The organism is Nostoc sp., from assembly GCF_036919595.1.
GTDB lineage: Bacteria > Cyanobacteriota > Cyanobacteriia > Cyanobacteriales > Nostocaceae > Nostoc.
This window is the reverse complement of record NZ_JBALCO010000183.1, coordinates 1-19,610: the sequence shown is the minus strand read 5'-3', so window position 1 is coordinate 19,610 and position 19,610 is coordinate 1. Positions and strand designations below refer to the sequence as shown.

The window sequence follows — 19,610 nt, the reverse complement described above, 5'->3', positions numbered from 1 at the left end:
CAGTCATACTCTGCGTATTTTTCTGCGCCAGCGTTTTGGTATTGATGTTCTTACTTTTGAACAGCATCCTGTGGCTTAATTCACATAAGGCGTACAATGTAATTTCAGAACAATTAATCTCAGCAAATCCGCCAAACAGTTTACAGACGTGACTAGATCGCGTCTGTTTTAATGTAACCATAATCTACTTCAGCGATCAGTAGTTGCATGTATATGCTTTCTGTTTATCGTAAATCAAAGGGTTTAAGACCCCTTCTCCTTTTGAGAGAGGCTAACGCCAACGTTTACACCTAGCTCACGTTCAGTTTCAGTCAGGGTTTAAATAAGAGTCTGAAACTCTCTTTTCTACCAGAGGTTGGACGAACAATTTTGAATTTTGAATTATTAAGTATGTCCTAATTACGAATTAGTATTACTCCACCCTTTTAGAGATGTTTATCAAAAGAAAACTGGATAATATTAGTGCTGAAAATAACCAATATATTACGTATTTACTTAATAAATTGTTAATAAATGCTGGGATAAAAGCCTTCGTAATGTACTTTAACCGTTATGTTTTGCAACACTTTATACCCTAATATCTGACAAATATTCTTGTGTTGTTTACCCTTAGATAAATACCAGCAGTTCTAGATCCGGCTTTAAGGTGATTATTTGATATGTAAGCGATGCCTGCGGCGAGCTATGACGCTCCTGCGTCGCTAACGCTACGCTATCGGCGTCGCGATATGAATTATTCCTACCTGCAAAATCTTGCCTAAATTCAGTGATGGCAATACTTTTAGACTTGTTGAATAAAAATCATCCAGCCATCATAGCAGGTTAAGTTAACTACTTAGAATTTTTTTTGTAAAGCGGATTTTCGCTAAATGTCATGATTTATTGACTTCCTTAACATTTCTTGAAATATTTTCCGGATATGTGGCGTCAAAATAAAAACAGTTCCGTATAGCAAACTACAAAATCCTAGCCACAAGTCTAATTTCTGTAATGTTTGTTCCTAATTATTAACGGGAACACTATCGTAAGTGTTAATTTGTGAGTAAAAACCATGAGTGTGAATACGGTGCCTTTTATCAATTACTACTCTCTAGATGTGATTCAAGACGAAGCACGCCGACTGGTGCAAAAGGGAATGGTTAGCAGACAACAGCCAATATATACCCTCTGTCAATACATTCCAGCGAGAGAGTGGGTTTGTGTTGAATGTGAATTAGAGAAATGTGACTTTTTGTTACGCGATCGCATTGGCGACCTAATTGGTCGTGAACAGTGGGACAACGATTAATCAATGTTTGATTTCAGATTTGGAATTGGGACTTTGTTTTTGATGTGTCACCATCAACTATTTGACGCCTAATCTGGGGAATAATCTCTGCTTTTTGATGAGCATTGCCCCATACAGAATCTTGCGTTTTTCATTAACACAGAAGTATTGAAGTCTGAATTTATACAATTTTTCAAGTTTAAGTAAGTATCAGAACCATTTGTTCTGTATATTTGGTGCTACAGCTTGAGTCTAGTGTGTAGATTCTGTGAAGTTCCTACATTGATCTGAATAAAAGTGGAGGAACTTCACTTTTGACTCGCAATTCATTACACCGCTTTCCTCAAGTAAGCAATAGTTTGCTTGCTGTTTAAAGCCAAAATCCGTGCTGAAAAGTTTGCTAAGTTGGGCTAACCGACACCAGTTGATACAACAGATAGCGCAGCGTAAAGCCTTTACAAGCAGCTGGCTCAACTTTCGCAAAATCCAAAGTTTGTATAGTGTTCTTTCTTAAAAATCTCCAAAAGCATAAAAAATCATCAGAAGTATTATCCTACTTGCTCTAAATACTGATTAATGTCTTCAATGATGCGGGTAAGTTCAGCTTCAGTAGTCAAGCGGATGTTGACGTTGCGGACAGTCAGCAAAACTTTGGCTGCGAAGGGTGTTGGCCAGATATTAGGATTACAGAAAATTTCTAAAAATACTTCATCCGTATAACGATATTCCAGGGGAGGCTGGGGAGTGACTTTACCGCCGCCAGGAGTAGGTTTAGCGGCGACAGCTTTCAAGCGCTCCATCAGTTTATCCGTCGCTGTCTTTAATTCTCGTGCTGCTTGGGGTGAAAAACTGAAGGAGACAGAACCTTCAATTAGGTTCAAGGTTAGAGGAGTTGAAGACATATGTCTTTTATTAAAACTTTTTGATAAGTAACACTGTGGTCAATATTATTGCACAAGCTGAAGCAAGTGTGAATGTCAAAACGCTCAATAACAATAGATTAAGTAAAGCCAGGCAAAGGTATTTTCATAAACACCTTTTGTTTGGGTTTATAGATTTCAAATATCAACTCTCAACAAAAATAAAAGCAAGCGCCGTTTCAAGGATATTGTTGCCAAAACGACGAGATTTTGGCGCTTTCGCCCGGAGGACGAAAGCTATGCTCATAGTATTTTATTACTTGTAAGTGCCTTAACAGAAAAAATGCAGTTTCTATTTAAAGCGTTGTTCATAAAACGAGTGCTAGGACAAGTTGTTCAGCCGACGACCAACAAAGCAAGCGAGTTAAAACTCCCATCTTTATGAGATTATCAATCACTTCCCTGCATTTTGAACGAAGCACCTGATTTAGAACTCGTAGGAAATCGTTGCCTGCACATTCACCCGTGCGCCTGGATAGACGAGGGTTCGTCTTGTAGCAGTCTCATAGTATTCCACATCAAAAAGATTATTCACGTTGATATCAACTTCGTATTGGTTGCCTCGCTCAGGCTCAAAGAGTTCTTGAGTTCGTGATCGCCTTTAGTTATTGATAATAATACCAATTCTGTATGAAGATGCACCAAACTACATGAGGAACGAACCGCAGAGGACGCATAGACACGAAGTGGCTTCCCGCAGGGTAGGACACAAAGAAAGAAATAAGAAGCCAAGAAAATTTGGCGCAGCCTCACAAATAAATGGTATAAGCAACACTTATTCTTAAGTCAGGTATTTTTCGACACATAACTAGAGGTTGTACTGCTAAATAAAACTACAGCCAATTTATTTGTTAAAGATGACTTTTATCAACACTGGCACAATTCACGCCTTGATAGTAGCGCCTGAAATCGACTCTGCAAGAATTGCTATTTGCTAGGTAAATTGGGATATAGATGCGGAAAAATTTTCTGTGTAAACTTGACTAGCAAATGGTAATGAAAAACTATTATCAAGATTTTTTAATTCGTGATTGGGTGGAAAGCGATCGCACCAGAGCCGCCGAAGTCATCAGTTATGTATTATCAGAATACGGTCTGGGTTGGGAACCAAACGGCGCTGACCGAGATGTACTGCGAGTAGAGGAATATTATTTAGCTACTGGGGGAGAGTTTTGGGTAATTGAACACCAAAGCCAGTTAGTAGGTACTGGGGCATACTACCCCATACACCGTGGCGAAAAAGCTGTAGAAATCCGCAAAATGTATCTTTTGCCCAGCATCAGGGGTTTGGGATTGGGGAAATATTTGTTACAACAGCTAGAAGCAGCGATCGCAGATCGTGGTTTTGGGCAAATTTGGATTGAAACCGCCAGCGTTTTAGTGGAAGCAGTCAAGCTGTATGAAAGCAACGGCTACACTCCAGCAACAGGTGTGGAAACAATAGGCTGCGTTGGCATTGCCAGCCGCAGGCATCGCGTGTATGTTAAGTTACTGCACAACAGTTAAAGGAGTTAACTCCTAATTCTTAAAATGCACACTTGGACTAAAAATCTCACAGGCTTACTCAATCTTTTTCTCCAATCCCATTGCCCTCTGTGCCAACGTGCAACCTCGGAAGAATTCTGTCATAACTGCACTAGACAACTGCAAAAATGTCAACGAAAAGACCCGATTTCTCTGTGGCAAGAACCAATACCAGTATTTTGCTGGGGGGAATATGGTGGCCCCGTGAAACGAGCGATCGCGGCGATGAAATACGAAAATCAACCCAAAATAGCTCGTCCCTTTGGTCAATGGTTAGGAGAAGCATGGTTGTTAAATTCACCGAGGCTAGATAGCCAACCTGTGGTAGTTCCCATTCCACTGCACCCTAGCAAGCAAAAGCAGCGTAAATACAATCAAGCCGCACTGATAGCACAAAGCTTCTGCGAAATAACTGGATTAAAATTGAAACTAAACGGTTTAGCAAGAGTGCGAGAAACTGAAGCGCAATTTGGGTTATCAGTATCTAAACGAGAAAAAAACTTGGCTAAAGCTTTTGCTGTTGGTCAAGAATTTCGCCATCGTCCTCCAAATGTTCCAGTGCTGTTAGTGGACGACATTTATACTACTGGTGCTACTGCCAGGTCTGCTGTGCAAACACTTCGTCAGTATGGAATTGTGGTCTTAGGATTAGTAGCAGTAGCCACTACCGTCAAAGACGGATCAATCCAGAATTAATCGGCAAGCTTTGACATATAAGTGTATAAATTGACCGAATTACCCTATTTTTGTGGAAAAAATTGCTTGAAATGTATGAATAAAGTTTTTGCGGCAGGCTTAAAACAACTCATCATCATTCCTGCCACATTGCTGGCAATAGGCATAAGTACAAGTGCTGCTTTTGCTCAAAATAAGTTGTATAGTCCAATTCCTTTATCTAACAGTACTGAAATTACTGATAGCCTCTCAGATAAAGACATTCCCACAGGTCAAGGTGGGTTTGCTCGTGATTACACAGTCAAGTTACAGAAGGGCGATAATTTAGCAGTTGACCTGTCATCTGAAAACTTTGACAGCATCATCACACTGCTGGCACCTGATGGATCGACTCTGGCAGAAAATGATGATGGCCCTGATGGTAGTAGCAATTCCCTACTATTTACCCGCATCGTAGAGACAGGGAATTATGTTATTCGTGTTCACTCTTTTGGGGAAACTGGGGTTGGGGTTTTTAAACTCAAGGTGACAAAGCTGCAACCAATTAAATGATCTGGGTATTGGGCATTGGTTATTTCCCCCCTGCTCCCCTGCTCCCTCATCTCCTTTATCTCTTAAAAAGTGGTCAGCACGCAAAGAAATAAGGCTTCAGTCCACTCGACGACTGCGCCGTAGGTATCTCCAGTGTGTCCGCCTAATTTGTGGTTGAACCACGCACCTGTTAAAGTGGCGATCGCACTTCCAGCAATTATCATTGTCAGTGCGAGAAATAGCTGCTGTTTATCTATTAGTACAAGTAAACCACTTAAACAAAACAACAAAAATAATCCCGGTAACAAATCTTTGTAAGAACGAATGGCTTGTTTGTGAAAGGCACCTTTGCCAGTTGGTTTCAGGTAAGGATATCGCGCGATCGCCACCTGTTGTCCCCAACGTCCCCACCCACAAGCAGCCATCAACAGTAACCAACGGTATTCTGGCATATCTGTTAAGGCTGTTATTTTCAGGATCACCAAGGCGATCGCTGCCATTGCCCCAAAGGCACCTGTAGCACTATCTGCCATTACCTCCAGTCGCCGATCTGGGTCGCCTACTGCCAAACCATCAGCAGTATCCATTGCCCCATCTAAGTGTAGTCCTCCAGTAATGGCAATCCAAACACTTACTACTAAAGTACTACGAGTTAGCACGGGCATACCAATATAATCCATCCCCGTATCCAGTAACCCTAAAATTCCCCCAATTATCAACCCTACAAGCGAAGCAAGCCGTGCCACTCCCCGAAAGTCTAATCCGTTCAAATCCGGTAGGGGAATACTAGTGTAGAAGATTATACTAGCTGCCAGCTTTAACAGCAGCTTTTTCCACCACTGTTGCTGTTTCGTCATCTTACTTACATTAATATTTGGTTAATTGCTGGATAAAAGTGATAATTTTAGTACAATTCAACATCAGTAGACTTTAAAGCTTTAAATAAGATTTACTTCTATTAGAGATTATTACTGAAAATTTTGTTATCCTGGTCTAGGTAGTGATTAAATAATATTGAGTATTCTTTATACAAGAAACAAAAGATTCCGGAAATTAAAATTCCATCAGCAATCAAAATTTGTATTTTGTATTCCTTAACTAAAAACTTACTCCAAATTATTTAGACGATTGCCCCACAAAATTGATATTTTTTTAAATGTAGGAGTAAACAAGCTATTCAATTATGACAGTTTAGCTATGTTGTCGCTCTCCTTAGCTCAATCGCTATTTTCCTATGAGTCACCATCTACCCGACACCAGGATACCAGCTCCGTGCATTATTAACACGGGCATCATTGTGAATAAACTTGACATCCGGCGATTGCTGGCAGATTTAGGTCGAGTCCACTACATCTACACCCAAGAAGATAAGGTATTGAGCGAGGGTGAAGGGGATGTGATGGAAGTTTTTGCTAATCCACAAAGGTCTACCTTAGTGGCTAACCATGCGTTATACTTAAATGTTTGTAGTTTTGATTACCTGGAACTAAAACAGTCACCGCAACAAGAAACCCACTTCGATTTGATGCAAGAAGGAGTGTGTCTGCGGTTGATTCCCCGCTCAACTCCTTTACAAGAGCGACGAGAGCGAAACTTCAATGTCAGCGCCATAGAAGCGATGATGGAGCAAGTCCTCTCAGCCAGATGGGATGCAGAAATTGACGATGACTGTTCTGATTCTTTCTAAAATAGCGACTACTATACCAATTTTATCTGAGGCTGCGCTTTATTTATGTAGGGACAATTTATGAATTGCCCCTACATTCGGATGTTTTGCCTAAGTCCTATAGGCGCATTTTCAAAAATATAAAATGGCATGAGTGCGAATTTTTCCTTTGAATGTCTTGCTTGCTGTAGTCAGACAAAAGCTAGAGCAGGAGTGTTTTTCACTCCTCACGGTGTTGTAGAAACCCCCAGATTTATGCCAGTAGGAACGCTGGCGAATGTCAAAACTCTCACCCCATCTCAGCTACGAGATACTGGGGCGCAAATGATTTTATCCAATACTTATCATCTTCATCTACAACCAGGGGAAGCGATCGTGGCTGGAGGTGGTGGGTTGCACAAATTTATGGGTTGGAACGGCCCAATGCTCACAGATTCGGGTGGGTTTCAGGTATTCAGCTTAAGCGAGATGCGAAAAATTACTGAAGAAGGTGTCACTTTTCGCTCACCCCATGATGGACAAATTATTAACTTAACACCAGAGCGCTCCATTGAAATTCAAAATACTTTGGGGGCAGATGTGATTATGGCCTTTGATGAGTGTCCGCCCTACCCAGCTACTCGTCAAGAGGTAGAAACTGCAACTGAGCGCACTTACCGCTGGTTAGAACGCTGCATAACGGCTCATAAAAACAGTGAGCAGGCTTTGTTTGGGATTGTGCAAGGGGGCGTATATTTGGATTTGCGTTGCCGTGCGGCTGAAGCTTTGGCTAAGTTAGATTTGCCTGGATATGCCATTGGTGGCGTCAGTGTGGGAGAACCACCAGAATTGATGGCTGAGATTGTAAAAGTCACAGCACCGCTTCTACCCCCGCAAAAGCCGCGTTACTTGATGGGTGTCGGTACTTATCGGGAAATGGCGATCGCGATCGCATCTGGTGTAGATTTATTTGATTGCGTAATTCCCACCCGTTGGGCAAGACACGGTACAGCAATAGTCCACGGCGGACGCTGGAATTTAAAAAATGCTAAGTTTCGTGAAGATTTTACGCCATTAGATGAAACTTGCCCCTGCTACACTTGTCAAAATTTTAGCCGTGCTTATGTATCTCATTTAGTGCGATCACAGGAGATTTTAGCTTACACCTTGTTGAGCATTCACAACATTACCGAACTAATTCGCTTTACGCAGCATATTAGAAAAGCAATATTGAGCGATCGCTTCACCACAGAATTTGGTCACTGGCTCAACTCATCTGAATCAGTACCAGATGAGGAAGAAATGACAAATAACTATTGACCAATGACCAAGACCCAAACTATGTTAAGATACTTCTCAATTATGAAAGCTGTGTTGGATAGGTGGATTTAAACAAACATGGAAGCAGCACTTTTATTAGCAAAACTGCCTGAAGCTTACCAAATCTTCGATCCCTTGGTGGACGTTCTCCCAGTTATTCCCGTATTCTTTTTGTTGCTTGCTTTCGTTTGGCAAGCAGCCGTGGGATTTAGGTAAGTTAATCTATTTTCAATTTATAGGACAGATGTTACACCTGTCCTATTTTTTTGTGGCATCATGTTTTCTAAAATTAATATTTATTAATATTTTGTAATGAATTAATATAATAATAAGATTTGAATCAAGCCATGTCAATATGAAGCCTTGAAAGCCAAGCTTAGAGTCAAGGAGAAATTCAGTTATGGGTAATATCAAATTCGTTAAAGAAAATAAGGAAGTAGTGGTGGCGGATGGTGCTAATCTCCGGCTGAAAGCGATGCAAAATGGCATTGATATATATAAATTGATCGGCAAGATGACGAATTGCGGTGGTAATGGCCAGTGTGGCACTTGCGTTGTCGAGATAGTCGAAGGACTAGAAAATCTTTCCCCCCGCACAGATGTAGAGAACCGAAAATTCAAAAAAAAGCCAGAAAATTACCGTCTTGCCTGTCAAACTTTAGTGAATGGCTCAGTCAGTGTAGTCACCAAACCTTAAGTTCTCAAATCTGCCATTTTCAATTTTTATCCAGTCAGTAGTCAAAATACTTACCAAAATTGAGTTTCCTGATTTTGAATTTTGAATTTTGAATTTTGAATTGGTATAACTCTGTCATTTATGATGCTATCCTAATCTTGTTGACTGGAAAATTAAGAGAGGCTTTCTTGCCATGCAAGTTAATGACCTGGGGTTCATAGCGAGCATTTTGTTCGTACTGGTTCCCGCTGTGTTTTTATTAATTCTGTACATCCAAACTGCTAGCCGACAAGGTGGAAAAGATAGTTAAGAGCTTGTGTATAAAATAAATAACCCCTACATTAGTAATGTAGGGGTTTTTATTTATCATGCTAACTGAGTGCTGAATCAAATAAAAAGCACTCAGAACCCTTGAGCTTAAGCAATTGTTCGCGCTAACAGTACTGGACAAGTGGCATTAACTCGAACATAGTCAGACAAGGAAGAACCGATGAGTCGGTCTATATCAACAAAACTCTTAGCGATCGATGGACGACGATCTGGGGAACCGAGTAATAATAAGTCTATATTCAACTCCTCTGCCAACCGACAAATTTCTTCACCAGGTTTACCACTGCTGATATAAGAACGAGATTGAATGCCCTGTTTTTGAGCTTCTGCAACTGCGGCTGCTAAAACTGGATTTTTCTCTGAGTTAACCTCAGTTATTTCCGATCTTTTACCGCCTAAATCTGTACCAATATTTGCTAAGATTAACTGGCCGCCCTGAATATCTCGCAGTAAAAACAGTGCTAATTTTAAGCAATTTTTTGCAGAATCAGAGTTGTCTATTGCCACCATAATGCGCTTAATTCTTTTGACATAAATGTCATCTTTTACCAGCAACATGGGGCGAGAAGATAGTTGGAAAACATACTGACTGACTGAGTTCGATAAAATCGATTGCAGACGTTTAAGTCCGCGTGAACCCATAATAATCAAGTCAGCATCGATTTCATCAGCTACTTGGCAAACTACATCTTTGGGTTCGCCTTCACGCAAAATTGAAGATACCTGACTAGGATCTAAGTTCAAAGTTTGAATTGCATTCGCCAGAATTTTACCACCATTTTCCCATTTAGCTGTCATGGTAGTAGCAGTACTTTGTGCCGGAACAACATGCAAAATTGTAACTTTTGCAGATTGAATTGAAGGGATTTCTTTCAGGGTTTTGAGCATTTCTTCTGCGTGTCCCAATCGCGATACAGCCAGCAAAATTCTTCTGATCATTTTACGTATTTTTTGTGAAGTTTACTTTTGTTTTCGCTGTTAGTACTTTGCTATGGTCAGATTTTTACTACCTTGCTCGACAACCTAATTAATAAGTTGGCACAAATAAACTTTGTTTTTTAGTATTTAACATTCAAATAAATGGCAAAGTAGAAAAAACTCAACAAATGTTTAAGTTTCTTTGCACCTAGTTACTTAAAATTCTCAATTAGACTTCAATTATTAAGCATACTCTCAACTTAGCCTGAAGAACTTAATAAATTATGATGTTAGCTATCATTTTTAATCTATGTTCACTTTTTTTAATTAGAAGTCAGTTAAGTATTGCAAAGAAATGCCGAAATGACTATTCAGGAAAATTGATTCAGTGTAACCTCTAACAGGTGATCGCTTCCGCCTTGAATAGTCTACACTACCTCTGAATTTTCCCTATTCTCCGCCTTATTTTAACTTTATTGCAGTTTTAGTAACTTAGATAGGATTGCTATATCCGAACGCCAGAAGAATGTGGGATAATAGCATCCGAATTCGGATGTTCTAATAGTCGAAGTCATATTTCATACTATATTAAAACCCCCCAGATTATATTTGGAGGGTTTGGTTGATTACTTGTAAGATTTGTTTAACTTAGATGTGCTCCTGGTTGTCCGTTTTGGACTACAACCGAAGCTAGGGTTTTGACATAGGCATTCAAGTCAACAATGCTTGATACAACACGGTAGTCGCCAAGAGTGATGATTTCTGGACTGCTATGCTGGCGGGGGCCACCGGATTGTGGGCCGTATTCGTAGATGTAGTCACCCAGATGAACCACAAATGTGAAAAGCACAAATAATGACTTGATTTGACTGGTCTCCCAATTACTGCTCAACCAAACACAAGGAACCTAGCAACCCAGGATCAAGTAGAAATTAAGATTTTGTTAAGTTTAAAATTGAATTGGGGCATTGGCAGAATTTTGTGGAGATTAAGACCTCAATTAAAATAGGACTTACGCACGGGCTACGATTTTACCTCATTACGAGCGTTGGCGCAGCCTCTCGTAGAGAAGCGAAGTAATCGCAAAGGCTTGGTTTTTCTTCACGCTTGCGTAAGTCCTATAAAATAGAACTGCCGCTACAGGCACTCTTGTAAAACTCTTTTCTAATTTACGAATTACGAATTCTAGCGGATTTCAATTTAGTGAAGTACACTACCTAAGTCTCAAAGCCAGCCATAAAGCCTGTTTTACTTCTGAATTCGGAATTATACTTACTGTATAAATTACGAATTATTTAAAACCTGCCATTTCCTTGAACAATGTGCTTGACAGTGGTCAAGGTTTCCAGGCTGATAAATCCCCGACGATGACCTTTTTGGTTAGACATGCCGAGAAATACTGAATCTCCCCGCGAGGGGTTGCGGGAAAAACGCGGCGAAGTGTTGATGTAAGTAGAGGCACTGTTAACTCCTAAAGCAAACTGCCGACTTTCCTGGTAGGATTCAGTAACGATGCAGTCGGCATGACCACTGCTGTATTCATTAATCCAGGCGATCGCAGGCTCTAAGCTATCCACCAGTTTAAAAGCTACTGTCCTAGTTAAATAAGGGTTTCCCCATTCGCTTTCTTTGGCTAGCTGCAACTGGGGAAAGGCTTCTACTAGTTCTGCATCTCCTTTAATTTTAAAGCCTTTTTCCTTCAAACTGTTCCACAAAACGGCTATTGAAGACCGCAAAGCTTGGCGATGAATTAGTACCTTTTCAATGGCATTAACTTGGTCTGGTTCGCTCTGATGGCTATCAAGAATCATCCAGCGCACCATTTCTAAGTTGCTATTGAGTGACCAGTAGAGGTAACAATTACCCATCGCTGATTTTAAGACTGGGCAAGTTGACTGTCTTACTACCTGCTGTATCAAGCCGGAACGTCCGTAGGGAATCGCTAAATTCAGGTACTGATCTTGGGTAACTAAATCCCGAATTGAAGCACCATGTTCTGCTGTGATCAGTTCTAGACACCCTGGAGGTAGACCAACTTGGGCGATCGCATTTTGCAGTACCTCAGCGATCACCGCGTTAGAATGGCTAGCTTCAGTACTGCCTTTGAGAATTAGACAATTGCCAGTTTTGATACAAAAACCCGCTGCGATCGCCCCTAAAGCTGGGAACGCCTCATAAATAAATCCAATCACTCCCAAGGGCATTAACTGGGTGTAACTCTGGGAATCTTCCAGTTGATAATCAGCGGTTCTGACGCGTCGCAGCGGATCTGATAATTCCCCCAACCGTTGTAAAATGTCTACTGTCATCTCTAGCCTTGTGGGAGTCAGCTTCAGCCAGTCCAATATCAACTCTGGCACTGCCATTTCCCGACTGGCTTCTAAATCCAAGGTGTTGGCTTCTAGAATGTCGTCAAATGAGCGCTCAAGGGCTTGTGCCATCGCCAGTACTGCACGACTCCGGTCTGCTCCCTTTGTGATCCCCAACTTTAGGGAGGCTTGATAGGCTCGTTGGGCACTAGTAATCGGTTCGGGGTGATCATCCAAAACTTCAACAGTCATTGAGTTAACGTCTGTAGGTAAGCCAGACCATTAATGCTGGCAGAATAGCCAATAGCACCGCCACCATTGCCCAAGCAATAATGCTGGAACCATTTGCCAATCGCAGTGCTAATGGCAGCCATATAATCACTAGCACGAAAATAATGCCAAGCGCTATAGGCAGATAGCTTTCTCCCAAGCGGGGATGAACAACATGCCAACTATTTCCCATCCAACGCCAAGCCCGCTTGTAGGGATAGGTGGTAGAAAGCTGTTCTAGCACATGACCATTATCTTCTACTACAAAGATTTGCTGACAGCGATCGCAACCAAATGCTTCTGTCAGCGTAATCGGAATTAACTGACCCCGGCGACGACAGGGACAGGGGTATTCGGTATTGAAGTCTATTTTTTCGGGTTTTTGAGATTGCACAAGCGTTCTAATAACTTGAGCGTGTTTTACACAAACGGCGAGAATATGATCCCTTAATAAATGCCTTAGAGGCTTTTTTCTTTATGAAGATGGACAGGTGATGCAAACAGTAGATGCAGCAGACTCTAAGTATCTTAATTGCCATATCAGTACAAGGTTTTCTGTTTGTAGTCTTTCCCCGAACTGGCAATCTTATTTAAAAATCTCCTTCTCTTCATTTATTGCTTTCAAGGTAATATGGTTGCGTTTTTGGATTTATTGTGCTGACACACCTGGTACAATTTTAAGCCTACGTGGTGAACACTCCTAAAATAAATCGTTTGGGAAGGCTACGTTCATAAACAACTGACACTAATAAACCCTAGATTTTCCTTTGGGTCACTATATATTATTATCCAGTTATCAAGGTTAGATTGGAATTAGTTCACAAGCGTTTCAAGAGCGGGAATTGCCAAAACATCCAGAGCGTCTGTGTAACTCTTTGCCCAAATACATTGTGGCTAACTTTACTACTAAAAGACCCTTTGCACTTGACAACACTATTATTTAACTAGCCACCTTTAGTCCAGTGTAATACACCCTAAGTAAGTCGGCGTAAATAATGAAAGATTTGTAGTCAGGGCTTTAGCCCTAGTTTGAAGGCTAAAGCCCTGACTACAAACTAATTTCACTATTTTTTACAGTAGTTAATATAGTTTGAGTTATTCTCACTGACTTACTTACAGAAACTGAATTAATTACACCTATAAAGATTGTATCCAAGCTAATGCATATCTAGATTAGTCTAAAGCTGGGTTTTATATTTCTTAGGAATGATTTGAGTGGACGATATTCAAATTGGGACAGTAGACGATTTCTTTGTTCAATCTGTCCACATTGGAATCATTTCACAAAGGTGCAGCGCGAATCGACGAACACTTCAACGCACCCTAAAAACACTAAACCTCTTGGTATTTTTAACTCCAAGAGGTTTGAATTCAAAGCGGGTAACGCGATTCGAACGCGCGACATTCACCTTGGCAAGGTGACGCTCTACCACTGAGCTATACCCGCAATTTATAACCAAATATTAGTCTCTCAGATTTATCCCTAATTGTCAACCCCTTAATTTAGTTTTGAGCGCCGAGTTTTTTAACTCATAACTCAGCACTCATCCGATTAGGCAGTAATTGAGAAAATCACTTATAGTGCTCAGAGGCAAACGACTCGTGCGAACGCCACCTGCTCTTCTAGTCGCAGTCAACCTAAGAATAACTATCTACGTTTGGAAGCATCCTAGTCTGGAGAAATCTCGGCTACTTAGTAGGCACATTGAGGCGTAACACAAAAAGAGCAAGTAATTACATATTTCTCGTCCTAATAGTTGTTTTGAGCGTCTAGAGAGATATTTAACTATCCCTTTCCTGCTTGGCTTGGAGAATCGAGCCTGTCTTTATATCTGAGAGTGTCAATTAGCCCAGTTCTTCTGACTCCACAGTTAAATTGCCGACACTGGCACTTTGAAAAGAGGCCGGCAAAGACTGGCTATTACGAGAATATGGCTCTGCCAGATTAGAACGTAATTGCCGCATCAGGCTTGCCATTTCTAGGGCATTTAGGGCATAATCCCAGCCATGATTACCTTTTATCCCTGCCCGTTCTAAGGCTTGCTGCATAGTGTCTACTGTCAAAATGCCAAAAATTACTGGCACCCCAGTTTGAAAGCTAGCGGCAGCAATGCCTTTAGAAACTTCTGAGGATACGTAATCAAAATGGGGTGTTTGCCCTCTAATGACTGCACCTAAACAAATTACAGCATCATAACGATGGGAAAGTGCTAGTTGGCGAGCTACTAAAGGTACCTCAAAACTTCCTGGTACCCAAACATAGTCCACCTGACTACCGTGGGGGTTAGGGTCTACACCGTGGCGTTTCAAGCAATCTTGACATCCCTCTAGCAGTTTTCCGGTAACAAGGTCATTGAATCGACCAATCACCACTGCAAACCGCAAAGGCTCCGTTTGAGTAAAAGTTCCCTCGAAAACTGCCATGACTGCCTCTTAATCAACTATACTTCTTCCGGTCAATATACATTTCTTATTTAAATGTAGAGGAGCAGGAAAGCATGGTCAAAAGAAAGCAAACAGGAAAATCTCTCCTTTTTTCCTTTAATCTTTGACCTTGGCTTTTCTGCCCCTCTAGTTCTTATATTATGTGCCTGCGCCAGAGTGAAGCCGTCGCCTACACGACAAAAAAGTTTAACAAACCAACTAAAAATACCAAACCAATCCAGACGCCAGAACCAAGCCAGAGCAGTTTTTTAGATTCAACCCAATTTTGGGGAGTGGCGTAAGCAACGGGGACGCCCACAACCAGGACAAAAGACAACACGACTAGACCTATCAAGGCAAACTGGAATATTATGGTCATTTTTGCTTCTCCCAATACAGCGAAATAGTGATATGTCCTACACTAACAGTAAGCTGTACAGTGTAGGCAACGAGTATGACTCCTGCTATTGCATAGGACATTTCCAGAAGCTCTGGTTTTATGTCCTCCTGATGCCCCACGGCCAACAGTTTGATTTTTTCTTCCTTTCGTAGCCCACAAATTTTACGACACAGGATGAATTGCTGATGACTTTTGCACTGATGTGTCAACCAATGGTAAATTTGCATTCTTTGAAAGGAAGTCTACTCGTTTCCCGTTGTCCAACCTTTGAAGTAGGTTTCTCAGAGGGCAGTAAGCGAGGTATATCAACGACCGTGACGGCGAGTAACCAATTAAATCATACAACGCCCTGATCATCTATTTCAGAATATTTGACAATTAGGGTGCTGACTCTGAAGGGTAAAGGATGAGGCTTCTGCTCATTTTAGCTAAAGGGCGACACTGACACTTTTTTCTTGTTGTTAAGTTAGCAAAAATTGCAACATTTTAGTCGTTTGTCCTTTGTCCTTTATCTAAGTATCGATGACCAATGACTCTTAACTATGGATTTAATTCTTTGCCACACAACAGCAGATTTTGACGCAATAGGAGCAGCAGTAGGGTTAACGCGGCTACTACCGGGAAGTAAAATTGTCCTGACTGGCGGTTCTCACCCTACTGTACGGGATTTTCTAGCATTGCATCGGGATGAATATCCGCTGATTGAACGCCGTTCGGTAAATCCAGAAAAAATTCGTTCTCTGACTGTGGTGGATACGCAACAGCGCGATCGCTTGGGTAAAGCTGCTGAGTGGTTAGATTTACCGCATGTAAGAGAGATTATAGTTTATGACCATCACTTAGGACAAGAATCAGATATTCCCGCCAAGCGATCGCATATTTCCTCAGTAGGAGCCACCACAACTTTAATTGTGGAGCTATTGCAACAACAGCAAATTTCTCTAACTCCTACCGAAGCAACTGTGATGGCTTTGGGTATCCATGTTGACACTGGCTCCTTGACTTTTGACCAGTCCACACCACGGGATGCCTTGGCTTTGGCTTGGTTGATGCAACAAGGTGCCAGTTTATCAGTAATTTATACCTACCGTGACCCTGGCTTGTCTTTGCAATTGCAGCACCTATTAACTGAATCGCTGGAAAATTTAGAATATCTTTGTTTACATGGATATACGGTTGCTTGGGTAACTCTGAAAACAGATGGTTTTGTGCCTGGGCTATCGAGTCTGGCTTCAGAACTCGTGGAATTAACCGAAATTGATGCCATACTATTAGCCAATGAATATCCTTTGAGCGAAAGTGATTCCCGCTTAACAGTAATTGGGCGATCGCAAATTCCCAAAACGAATCTTAACCTATTATTCCAACTTCTAAGTGGCGGCGGTCATTCACAAGCCGCATCGCTAAACCTAAGGGGGGTTGATTCGCAGGCAATATTAAAACAACTCCTTGACGGGGTAAAAGCGCAAATTCCCCATCCCCTTACAGCTAGGGACTTGATGTCTTCTCCTGTTCGCACTATTCTGCCTGAAACTACAATTGCCGAAGCACAGCGCATTTTATTACGCTATGGACAGTCTGGTTTATCTGTAGTCGATGCTCAAGGGCAACTAGTAGGTATTATTTCGCGGCGGGATATCGATATCGCCTTGCATCACGGATTTAGTCATGCACCAGTCAAGGGTTACATGACTACGAATCTCAAAACGATTACACCAGATACGACATTGCCACAAATTGAGTCAGTGATGGTGATCTACGATATCGGACGCTTACCAGTATTGGAAAATGGGCAGTTAGTTGGTATCGTCACTCGTACCGATGTTTTGCGGGAATTACATCAGCAAAGGGATGAAAACGGAGGAGGGGGAAAGGCAAAGAGGGGAAAAAGTAATATTAATCTCCCTCAATTGCAAAATAAACTTGCTCCTCAGTTATGGCAATTACTCACCACAGCATCGCAAGAAGCAGAAAAACGGGGTTGGCATCTTTATCTTGTCGGCGGTGCGGTGCGGGATTTGCTGTTAGCTGAGGTAGCAGGCAGCTTAATGATTAAAGATATTGACCTCGTAGTTGATGGCTTTCACAAATCAGCAGATGTTGGTGCTGGTGTAGAACTAGCAAAAGTACTCCAACAACTTTATCCTGCAGCTCGCTTAGAAATCCACGGGGCTTTTCAAACTGCTGCTTTGTTGTGGCATAAAGACCCAGAATTAGATTTTCTATGGGTAGATATTGCTACGGCTAGGACAGAATTTTATCCTTACCCAGCGGCGAATCCAGAAGTTGAGGCGAGTTCAATTCGTCAAGACTTGTATCGTCGAGATTTTACCATCAATGCGATCGCCTTGCGACTCACTACCCCTCGTTCAGGTGAATTACTAGACTTCTTTGGGGGTTTACTGGATTTAGAAGCCAAGCAAATTCGGGTTTTACATGCTAACAGCTTTATCGAAGACCCCACCCGCATTTATCGTGGTGTACGCTTTGCCGTGCGCTTTGGATTTCAGATAGAACCGCAAACTGAAGAGTTTATCCGCTATGCCATCAACAGTGGCGTTTATGATCGCACTGCTCGAGAGAATAGCAGAACTCCAGCCCTGCAAACTAGACTGAAAACAGAATTAAAATACATTCTCGAAGCCCCCTACTGGAAATCGGCTTTGCAGTTACTCGATAACTTAGGGGCATTGCAATGTATCCATCCTACCCTGAAGCTAGACGCAGAACTCCTGCGACAATTACGCTTGCTAGAACGCTGCTTGCGGCGATTTGACCCGCAACCAACCCTTATCCATTGGGAAATGCGCTTAGAAACGTTAATCGCCCATCTAACATCACAATATCGGGCGAAAGTAGCAAAAAATCTGCAATTGCCAGAGGATAGCATTGCTAGGCTGAAGAACTTAGCTCAAGTTCAAACTGAGGTGATGACATTATTACCTACTTTTCAACCCCCCAGTCAAGTAGTGCAGTTGCTGCGACAGTACGATTTACCAATGCTGATTTTAATCGCCGTGCAAAGTCCACGAGAGATTAGACATCAGATTTGGGAATATTTCACTGTTTGGGCAAATATGCAGCCACTGTTGAATGGCAATGATTTAAAGAAACTTGGCTACAAACCAGGGCCTCAGTATCGGCAAATATTAGATGATCTAGTTGCTGCTACTTTGGATGGAGTGATTAAAGGTAAAACTGAGGCTAAAGAGTTTTTAGCCAAGCATTATTCTCAGTAATTTATATTTCCCATATCTGGTTTTTATGCAAACACCAAAAAATACTTCACTCCAGAGGAATATTTACAACTAAAGGATGCGATTAACATTCTTATTGAAAGATAAATGGCACTACATTTACGCTTTGCAAAAACAAGCAAATGCTTACGCCACACTATGCTAGGGCAGTAGTCTAAATAGTATCTGGGTCGATATTTAACTCCCGCAGTTTTGCTGCCAAACGTTTTCCCTTTTGTTCTAATTGTTCTGCCGTTTCTTCAGGTGTTGGTACTAGTTGCCCATCTCGTGTAAAAAACCGCAATAGTCCCTGATAAATTCCCAAATATAACCCTAACTGATGACTCCACAAATATCCTTGTTCACTTGCTTGTAAAGGTTGATATTCTCCATCTACTAAATGAAATCCTGCAAACTCTTGTGTGTAAGGGTCAAACCAAAAATAATCTGGTGTGCGGAAAGTATCTTGATAAATTGTTTTCTTTAAATCTTTGTCAGTATTTGCTGTTGATTCTGAAATAATTTCCAGAATTACATTCGGATATTTGCCATATTCTTCCCAAACTACCCAACTTTTACGGGTTTTACGTTCAGTTCCCAGCACTACAAAAAAGTCTGGTCCTCGGAAGTGTTCCGATTTCAGTTGGCGCGGACTGTAGTAGATAGTCAGGTTTCCTGCCGCATAGAAATCATTTCTGTCTCGCCACAGCCATTCCAGACATTTGAAAAGTAGGATTATTTGCCGTAGATGCAGTTCGGTTTCCAAGGGAGGCTCATCACTATATAAATCGCCAGGGGGAAATATAACATCTTGGCAGATGCCTTTTTTAGAATCTAATTCTTGAGCAATAGTCATAGAATGGATATGGCATCAAGTAGTTATAAATTTATTTTAGCAGGCTCACTTGCTTGTAAAAGTTGATACTATCCATCTACTAAATGAAATCCCGCAAATTCTTGTGTGTAGGGGTCGAACCAAAAATAATCTGGTGTGCAGAAAGTATCTTGAGAAATTTTTTACTTTAAATCCTTGTCAGTATTAGCTGTTGATTGAGAAATAATTTCTAGAATGTTTGAGTCGATGGCGGGTGTTATCCCGCGCACCTCTCAGTTAGATCCGTGCGTACCCGTTTCCGTGTACACGGCTCCCGATGTTCTTAGCTTT

The 19,610-nt window shown here is 41.4% G+C and carries 19 protein-coding genes, 1 tRNA gene and 2 pseudogenes; 10 read left to right on the top strand and 12 right to left on the bottom strand.

All coding sequences use genetic code 11. The features are described from left to right. Positions 1 to 181: hypothetical protein (locus V7K21_RS28230; RefSeq protein ID WP_335179073.1), on the bottom strand; the 181-nt coding region annotated here is incomplete at its 3' end. Between the two features lie 870 nt (positions 182 to 1,051). Between V7K21_RS28230 and V7K21_RS28225 the strand changes: the two genes are divergently transcribed. Further along, positions 1,052 to 1,288 (top strand): DUF4327 family protein, encoded by a 237-nt coding sequence (locus V7K21_RS28225; protein WP_273762671.1) that lies wholly within the window; start codon positions 1,052 to 1,054, stop codon positions 1,286 to 1,288. 527 nt (positions 1,289 to 1,815) lie between these two features. Here V7K21_RS28225 and V7K21_RS28220 read toward each other — a convergent pair. After that, positions 1,816 to 2,169 (bottom strand): hypothetical protein, encoded by a 354-nt coding sequence (locus V7K21_RS28220; RefSeq protein ID WP_335179071.1) that lies wholly within the window; start codon positions 2,167 to 2,169, stop codon positions 1,816 to 1,818. Positions 2,170 to 3,183: 1,014 nt separating this feature from the next. On the opposite strand from V7K21_RS28220, the gene V7K21_RS28215 reads away from it, so the two are divergent. The 3 genes from V7K21_RS28215 to V7K21_RS28205 all read left to right on the top strand — a co-directional run bounded on the left by V7K21_RS28215 (position 3,184) and on the right by V7K21_RS28205 (position 4,938). Next, positions 3,184 to 3,693: a GNAT family N-acetyltransferase gene (locus V7K21_RS28215; protein WP_335179069.1), complete on the top strand. Its 510-nt coding sequence runs from the start codon at positions 3,184 to 3,186 to the stop codon at positions 3,691 to 3,693. A 24-nt stretch (positions 3,694 to 3,717) separates the two neighbouring features. Further along, positions 3,718 to 4,407 (top strand): ComF family protein, encoded by a 690-nt coding sequence (locus V7K21_RS28210; RefSeq protein WP_335179067.1) that lies wholly within the window; start codon positions 3,718 to 3,720, stop codon positions 4,405 to 4,407. Positions 4,408 to 4,482: 75 nt separating this feature from the next. Then, on the top strand, positions 4,483 to 4,938 hold the full coding sequence (locus V7K21_RS28205) for a PPC domain-containing protein (RefSeq protein ID WP_335179065.1): 456 nt from the start codon (positions 4,483 to 4,485) through the stop codon (positions 4,936 to 4,938). Positions 4,939 to 5,000: 62 nt separating this feature from the next. On the opposite strand, the gene cobS is transcribed toward V7K21_RS28205, so the two are convergent. Continuing rightward, the gene (gene cobS / locus V7K21_RS28200) at positions 5,001 to 5,774 is read right to left on the bottom strand and encodes an adenosylcobinamide-GDP ribazoletransferase (RefSeq protein ID WP_335179063.1); all 774 of its coding nucleotides are present in this window, start codon (positions 5,772 to 5,774) and stop codon (positions 5,001 to 5,003) included. Positions 5,775 to 6,151: 377 nt separating this feature from the next. Between cobS and V7K21_RS28195 the strand changes: the two genes are divergently transcribed. The 5 genes from V7K21_RS28195 (at position 6,152) to psbM (ending at position 8,868) form a co-directional block, all read left to right on the top strand. Further along, positions 6,152 to 6,604: a hypothetical protein gene (locus V7K21_RS28195; RefSeq protein ID WP_335024890.1), complete on the top strand. Its 453-nt coding sequence runs from the start codon at positions 6,152 to 6,154 to the stop codon at positions 6,602 to 6,604. Positions 6,605 to 6,733: 129 nt separating this feature from the next. After that, complete coding sequence (gene tgt / locus V7K21_RS28190) at positions 6,734 to 7,882, top strand: tRNA guanosine(34) transglycosylase Tgt (RefSeq protein WP_335179061.1); 1,149 nt, start codon at positions 6,734 to 6,736, stop codon at positions 7,880 to 7,882. Between the two features lie 78 nt (positions 7,883 to 7,960). After that, positions 7,961 to 8,098: a photosystem II reaction center protein K gene (locus V7K21_RS28185; RefSeq protein ID WP_006195022.1), complete on the top strand. Its 138-nt coding sequence runs from the start codon at positions 7,961 to 7,963 to the stop codon at positions 8,096 to 8,098. A 184-nt stretch (positions 8,099 to 8,282) separates the two neighbouring features. Then, positions 8,283 to 8,579 (top strand): 2Fe-2S iron-sulfur cluster-binding protein, encoded by a 297-nt coding sequence (locus tag V7K21_RS28180; protein WP_334723811.1) that lies wholly within the window; start codon positions 8,283 to 8,285, stop codon positions 8,577 to 8,579. A gap of 172 nt (positions 8,580 to 8,751) precedes the next feature. Further along, positions 8,752 to 8,868: a photosystem II reaction center protein PsbM gene (gene psbM, locus V7K21_RS28175; RefSeq protein WP_273762658.1), complete on the top strand. Its 117-nt coding sequence runs from the start codon at positions 8,752 to 8,754 to the stop codon at positions 8,866 to 8,868. Positions 8,869 to 8,975: 107 nt separating this feature from the next. On the opposite strand, the gene V7K21_RS28170 is transcribed toward psbM, so the two are convergent. The 7 genes and pseudogenes from V7K21_RS28170 to psbZ all read right to left on the bottom strand — a co-directional run bounded on the left by V7K21_RS28170 (position 8,976) and on the right by psbZ (position 15,188). Continuing rightward, positions 8,976 to 9,827, bottom strand: a complete 852-nt coding sequence (locus V7K21_RS28170) for a universal stress protein (RefSeq protein WP_335179059.1) — start codon at positions 9,825 to 9,827, stop codon at positions 8,976 to 8,978. A gap of 715 nt (positions 9,828 to 10,542) precedes the next feature. After that, positions 10,543 to 10,641: pseudogene (locus tag V7K21_RS28165) on the bottom strand (hypothetical protein); the annotation flags it as partial. 460 nt (positions 10,642 to 11,101) lie between these two features. Next, positions 11,102 to 12,367 (bottom strand): glutamate-5-semialdehyde dehydrogenase, encoded by a 1,266-nt coding sequence (locus tag V7K21_RS28160; RefSeq protein ID WP_335179057.1) that lies wholly within the window; start codon positions 12,365 to 12,367, stop codon positions 11,102 to 11,104. 4 nt (positions 12,368 to 12,371) lie between these two features. Next, positions 12,372 to 12,779: a hypothetical protein gene (locus V7K21_RS28155; RefSeq protein WP_094348002.1), complete on the bottom strand. Its 408-nt coding sequence runs from the start codon at positions 12,777 to 12,779 to the stop codon at positions 12,372 to 12,374. Between the two features lie 981 nt (positions 12,780 to 13,760). Then, a tRNA-Gly gene (locus tag V7K21_RS28150) sits at positions 13,761 to 13,832 on the bottom strand. A 398-nt stretch (positions 13,833 to 14,230) separates the two neighbouring features. Then, positions 14,231 to 14,809, bottom strand: coding sequence for a 6,7-dimethyl-8-ribityllumazine synthase (ribH, locus tag V7K21_RS28145; protein WP_273762652.1), 579 nt, complete (start codon positions 14,807 to 14,809; stop codon positions 14,231 to 14,233). A 190-nt stretch (positions 14,810 to 14,999) separates the two neighbouring features. Next, positions 15,000 to 15,188 (bottom strand): photosystem II reaction center protein PsbZ, encoded by a 189-nt coding sequence (gene psbZ / locus V7K21_RS28140; protein ID WP_298905268.1) that lies wholly within the window; start codon positions 15,186 to 15,188, stop codon positions 15,000 to 15,002. A gap of 563 nt (positions 15,189 to 15,751) precedes the next feature. On the opposite strand from psbZ, the gene V7K21_RS28135 reads away from it, so the two are divergent. Further along, entirely contained in the window at positions 15,752 to 18,448 is a 2,697-nt protein-coding gene (locus V7K21_RS28135; protein WP_335179055.1) for a CBS domain-containing protein, read from the top strand. Between the two features lie 172 nt (positions 18,449 to 18,620). Here the strand turns inward: V7K21_RS28135 and V7K21_RS28130 are convergent, their stop codons facing one another. Both V7K21_RS28130 and V7K21_RS28125 read right to left on the bottom strand, forming a co-directional pair. Beyond that, complete coding sequence (locus V7K21_RS28130; RefSeq protein ID WP_335179053.1) at positions 18,621 to 19,301, bottom strand: Uma2 family endonuclease; 681 nt, start codon at positions 19,299 to 19,301, stop codon at positions 18,621 to 18,623. 71 nt (positions 19,302 to 19,372) lie between these two features. After that, positions 19,373 to 19,516 (bottom strand): annotated as a pseudogene (locus V7K21_RS28125) (Uma2 family endonuclease); the annotation flags it as partial. Between the last annotated feature and the right edge of the window lie 94 nt (positions 19,517 to 19,610).

What these genes read in the sequence shown, in the direction of transcription:
- V7K21_RS28185 (WP_006195022.1), top strand. Translation starts at nt 7,961, where the DNA reads ATGGAAGCAGCACTTTTATTAGCAAAACTGCCTGAAGCTTACCAAATC.
- V7K21_RS28195 (WP_335024890.1), top strand. Translation starts at nt 6,152, where the DNA reads ATGAGTCACCATCTACCCGACACCAGGATACCAGCTCCGTGCATTATT.
- tgt (WP_335179061.1), top strand. Translation starts at nt 6,734, where the DNA reads ATGAGTGCGAATTTTTCCTTTGAATGTCTTGCTTGCTGTAGTCAGACA.
- V7K21_RS28205 (WP_335179065.1), top strand. Translation starts at nt 4,483, where the DNA reads ATGAATAAAGTTTTTGCGGCAGGCTTAAAACAACTCATCATCATTCCT.
- V7K21_RS28220 (WP_335179071.1), bottom strand. Translation starts at nt 2,169, where the DNA reads ATGTCTTCAACTCCTCTAACCTTGAACCTAATTGAAGGTTCTGTCTCC.
- V7K21_RS28135 (WP_335179055.1), top strand. Translation starts at nt 15,752, where the DNA reads ATGGATTTAATTCTTTGCCACACAACAGCAGATTTTGACGCAATAGGA.
- V7K21_RS28225 (WP_273762671.1), top strand. Translation starts at nt 1,052, where the DNA reads ATGAGTGTGAATACGGTGCCTTTTATCAATTACTACTCTCTAGATGTG.
- psbM (WP_273762658.1), top strand. Translation starts at nt 8,752, where the DNA reads ATGCAAGTTAATGACCTGGGGTTCATAGCGAGCATTTTGTTCGTACTG.
- V7K21_RS28210 (WP_335179067.1), top strand. Translation starts at nt 3,718, where the DNA reads ATGCACACTTGGACTAAAAATCTCACAGGCTTACTCAATCTTTTTCTC.
- V7K21_RS28160 (WP_335179057.1), bottom strand. Translation starts at nt 12,367, where the DNA reads ATGACTGTTGAAGTTTTGGATGATCACCCCGAACCGATTACTAGTGCC.
- V7K21_RS28215 (WP_335179069.1), top strand. Translation starts at nt 3,184, where the DNA reads ATGAAAAACTATTATCAAGATTTTTTAATTCGTGATTGGGTGGAAAGC.
- V7K21_RS28170 (WP_335179059.1), bottom strand. Translation starts at nt 9,827, where the DNA reads ATGATCAGAAGAATTTTGCTGGCTGTATCGCGATTGGGACACGCAGAA.
- psbZ (WP_298905268.1), bottom strand. Translation starts at nt 15,188, where the DNA reads ATGACCATAATATTCCAGTTTGCCTTGATAGGTCTAGTCGTGTTGTCT.
- ribH (WP_273762652.1), bottom strand. Translation starts at nt 14,809, where the DNA reads ATGGCAGTTTTCGAGGGAACTTTTACTCAAACGGAGCCTTTGCGGTTT.
- V7K21_RS28180 (WP_334723811.1), top strand. Translation starts at nt 8,283, where the DNA reads ATGGGTAATATCAAATTCGTTAAAGAAAATAAGGAAGTAGTGGTGGCG.
- cobS (WP_335179063.1), bottom strand. Translation starts at nt 5,774, where the DNA reads ATGACGAAACAGCAACAGTGGTGGAAAAAGCTGCTGTTAAAGCTGGCA.
- V7K21_RS28130 (WP_335179053.1), bottom strand. Translation starts at nt 19,301, where the DNA reads ATGACTATTGCTCAAGAATTAGATTCTAAAAAAGGCATCTGCCAAGAT.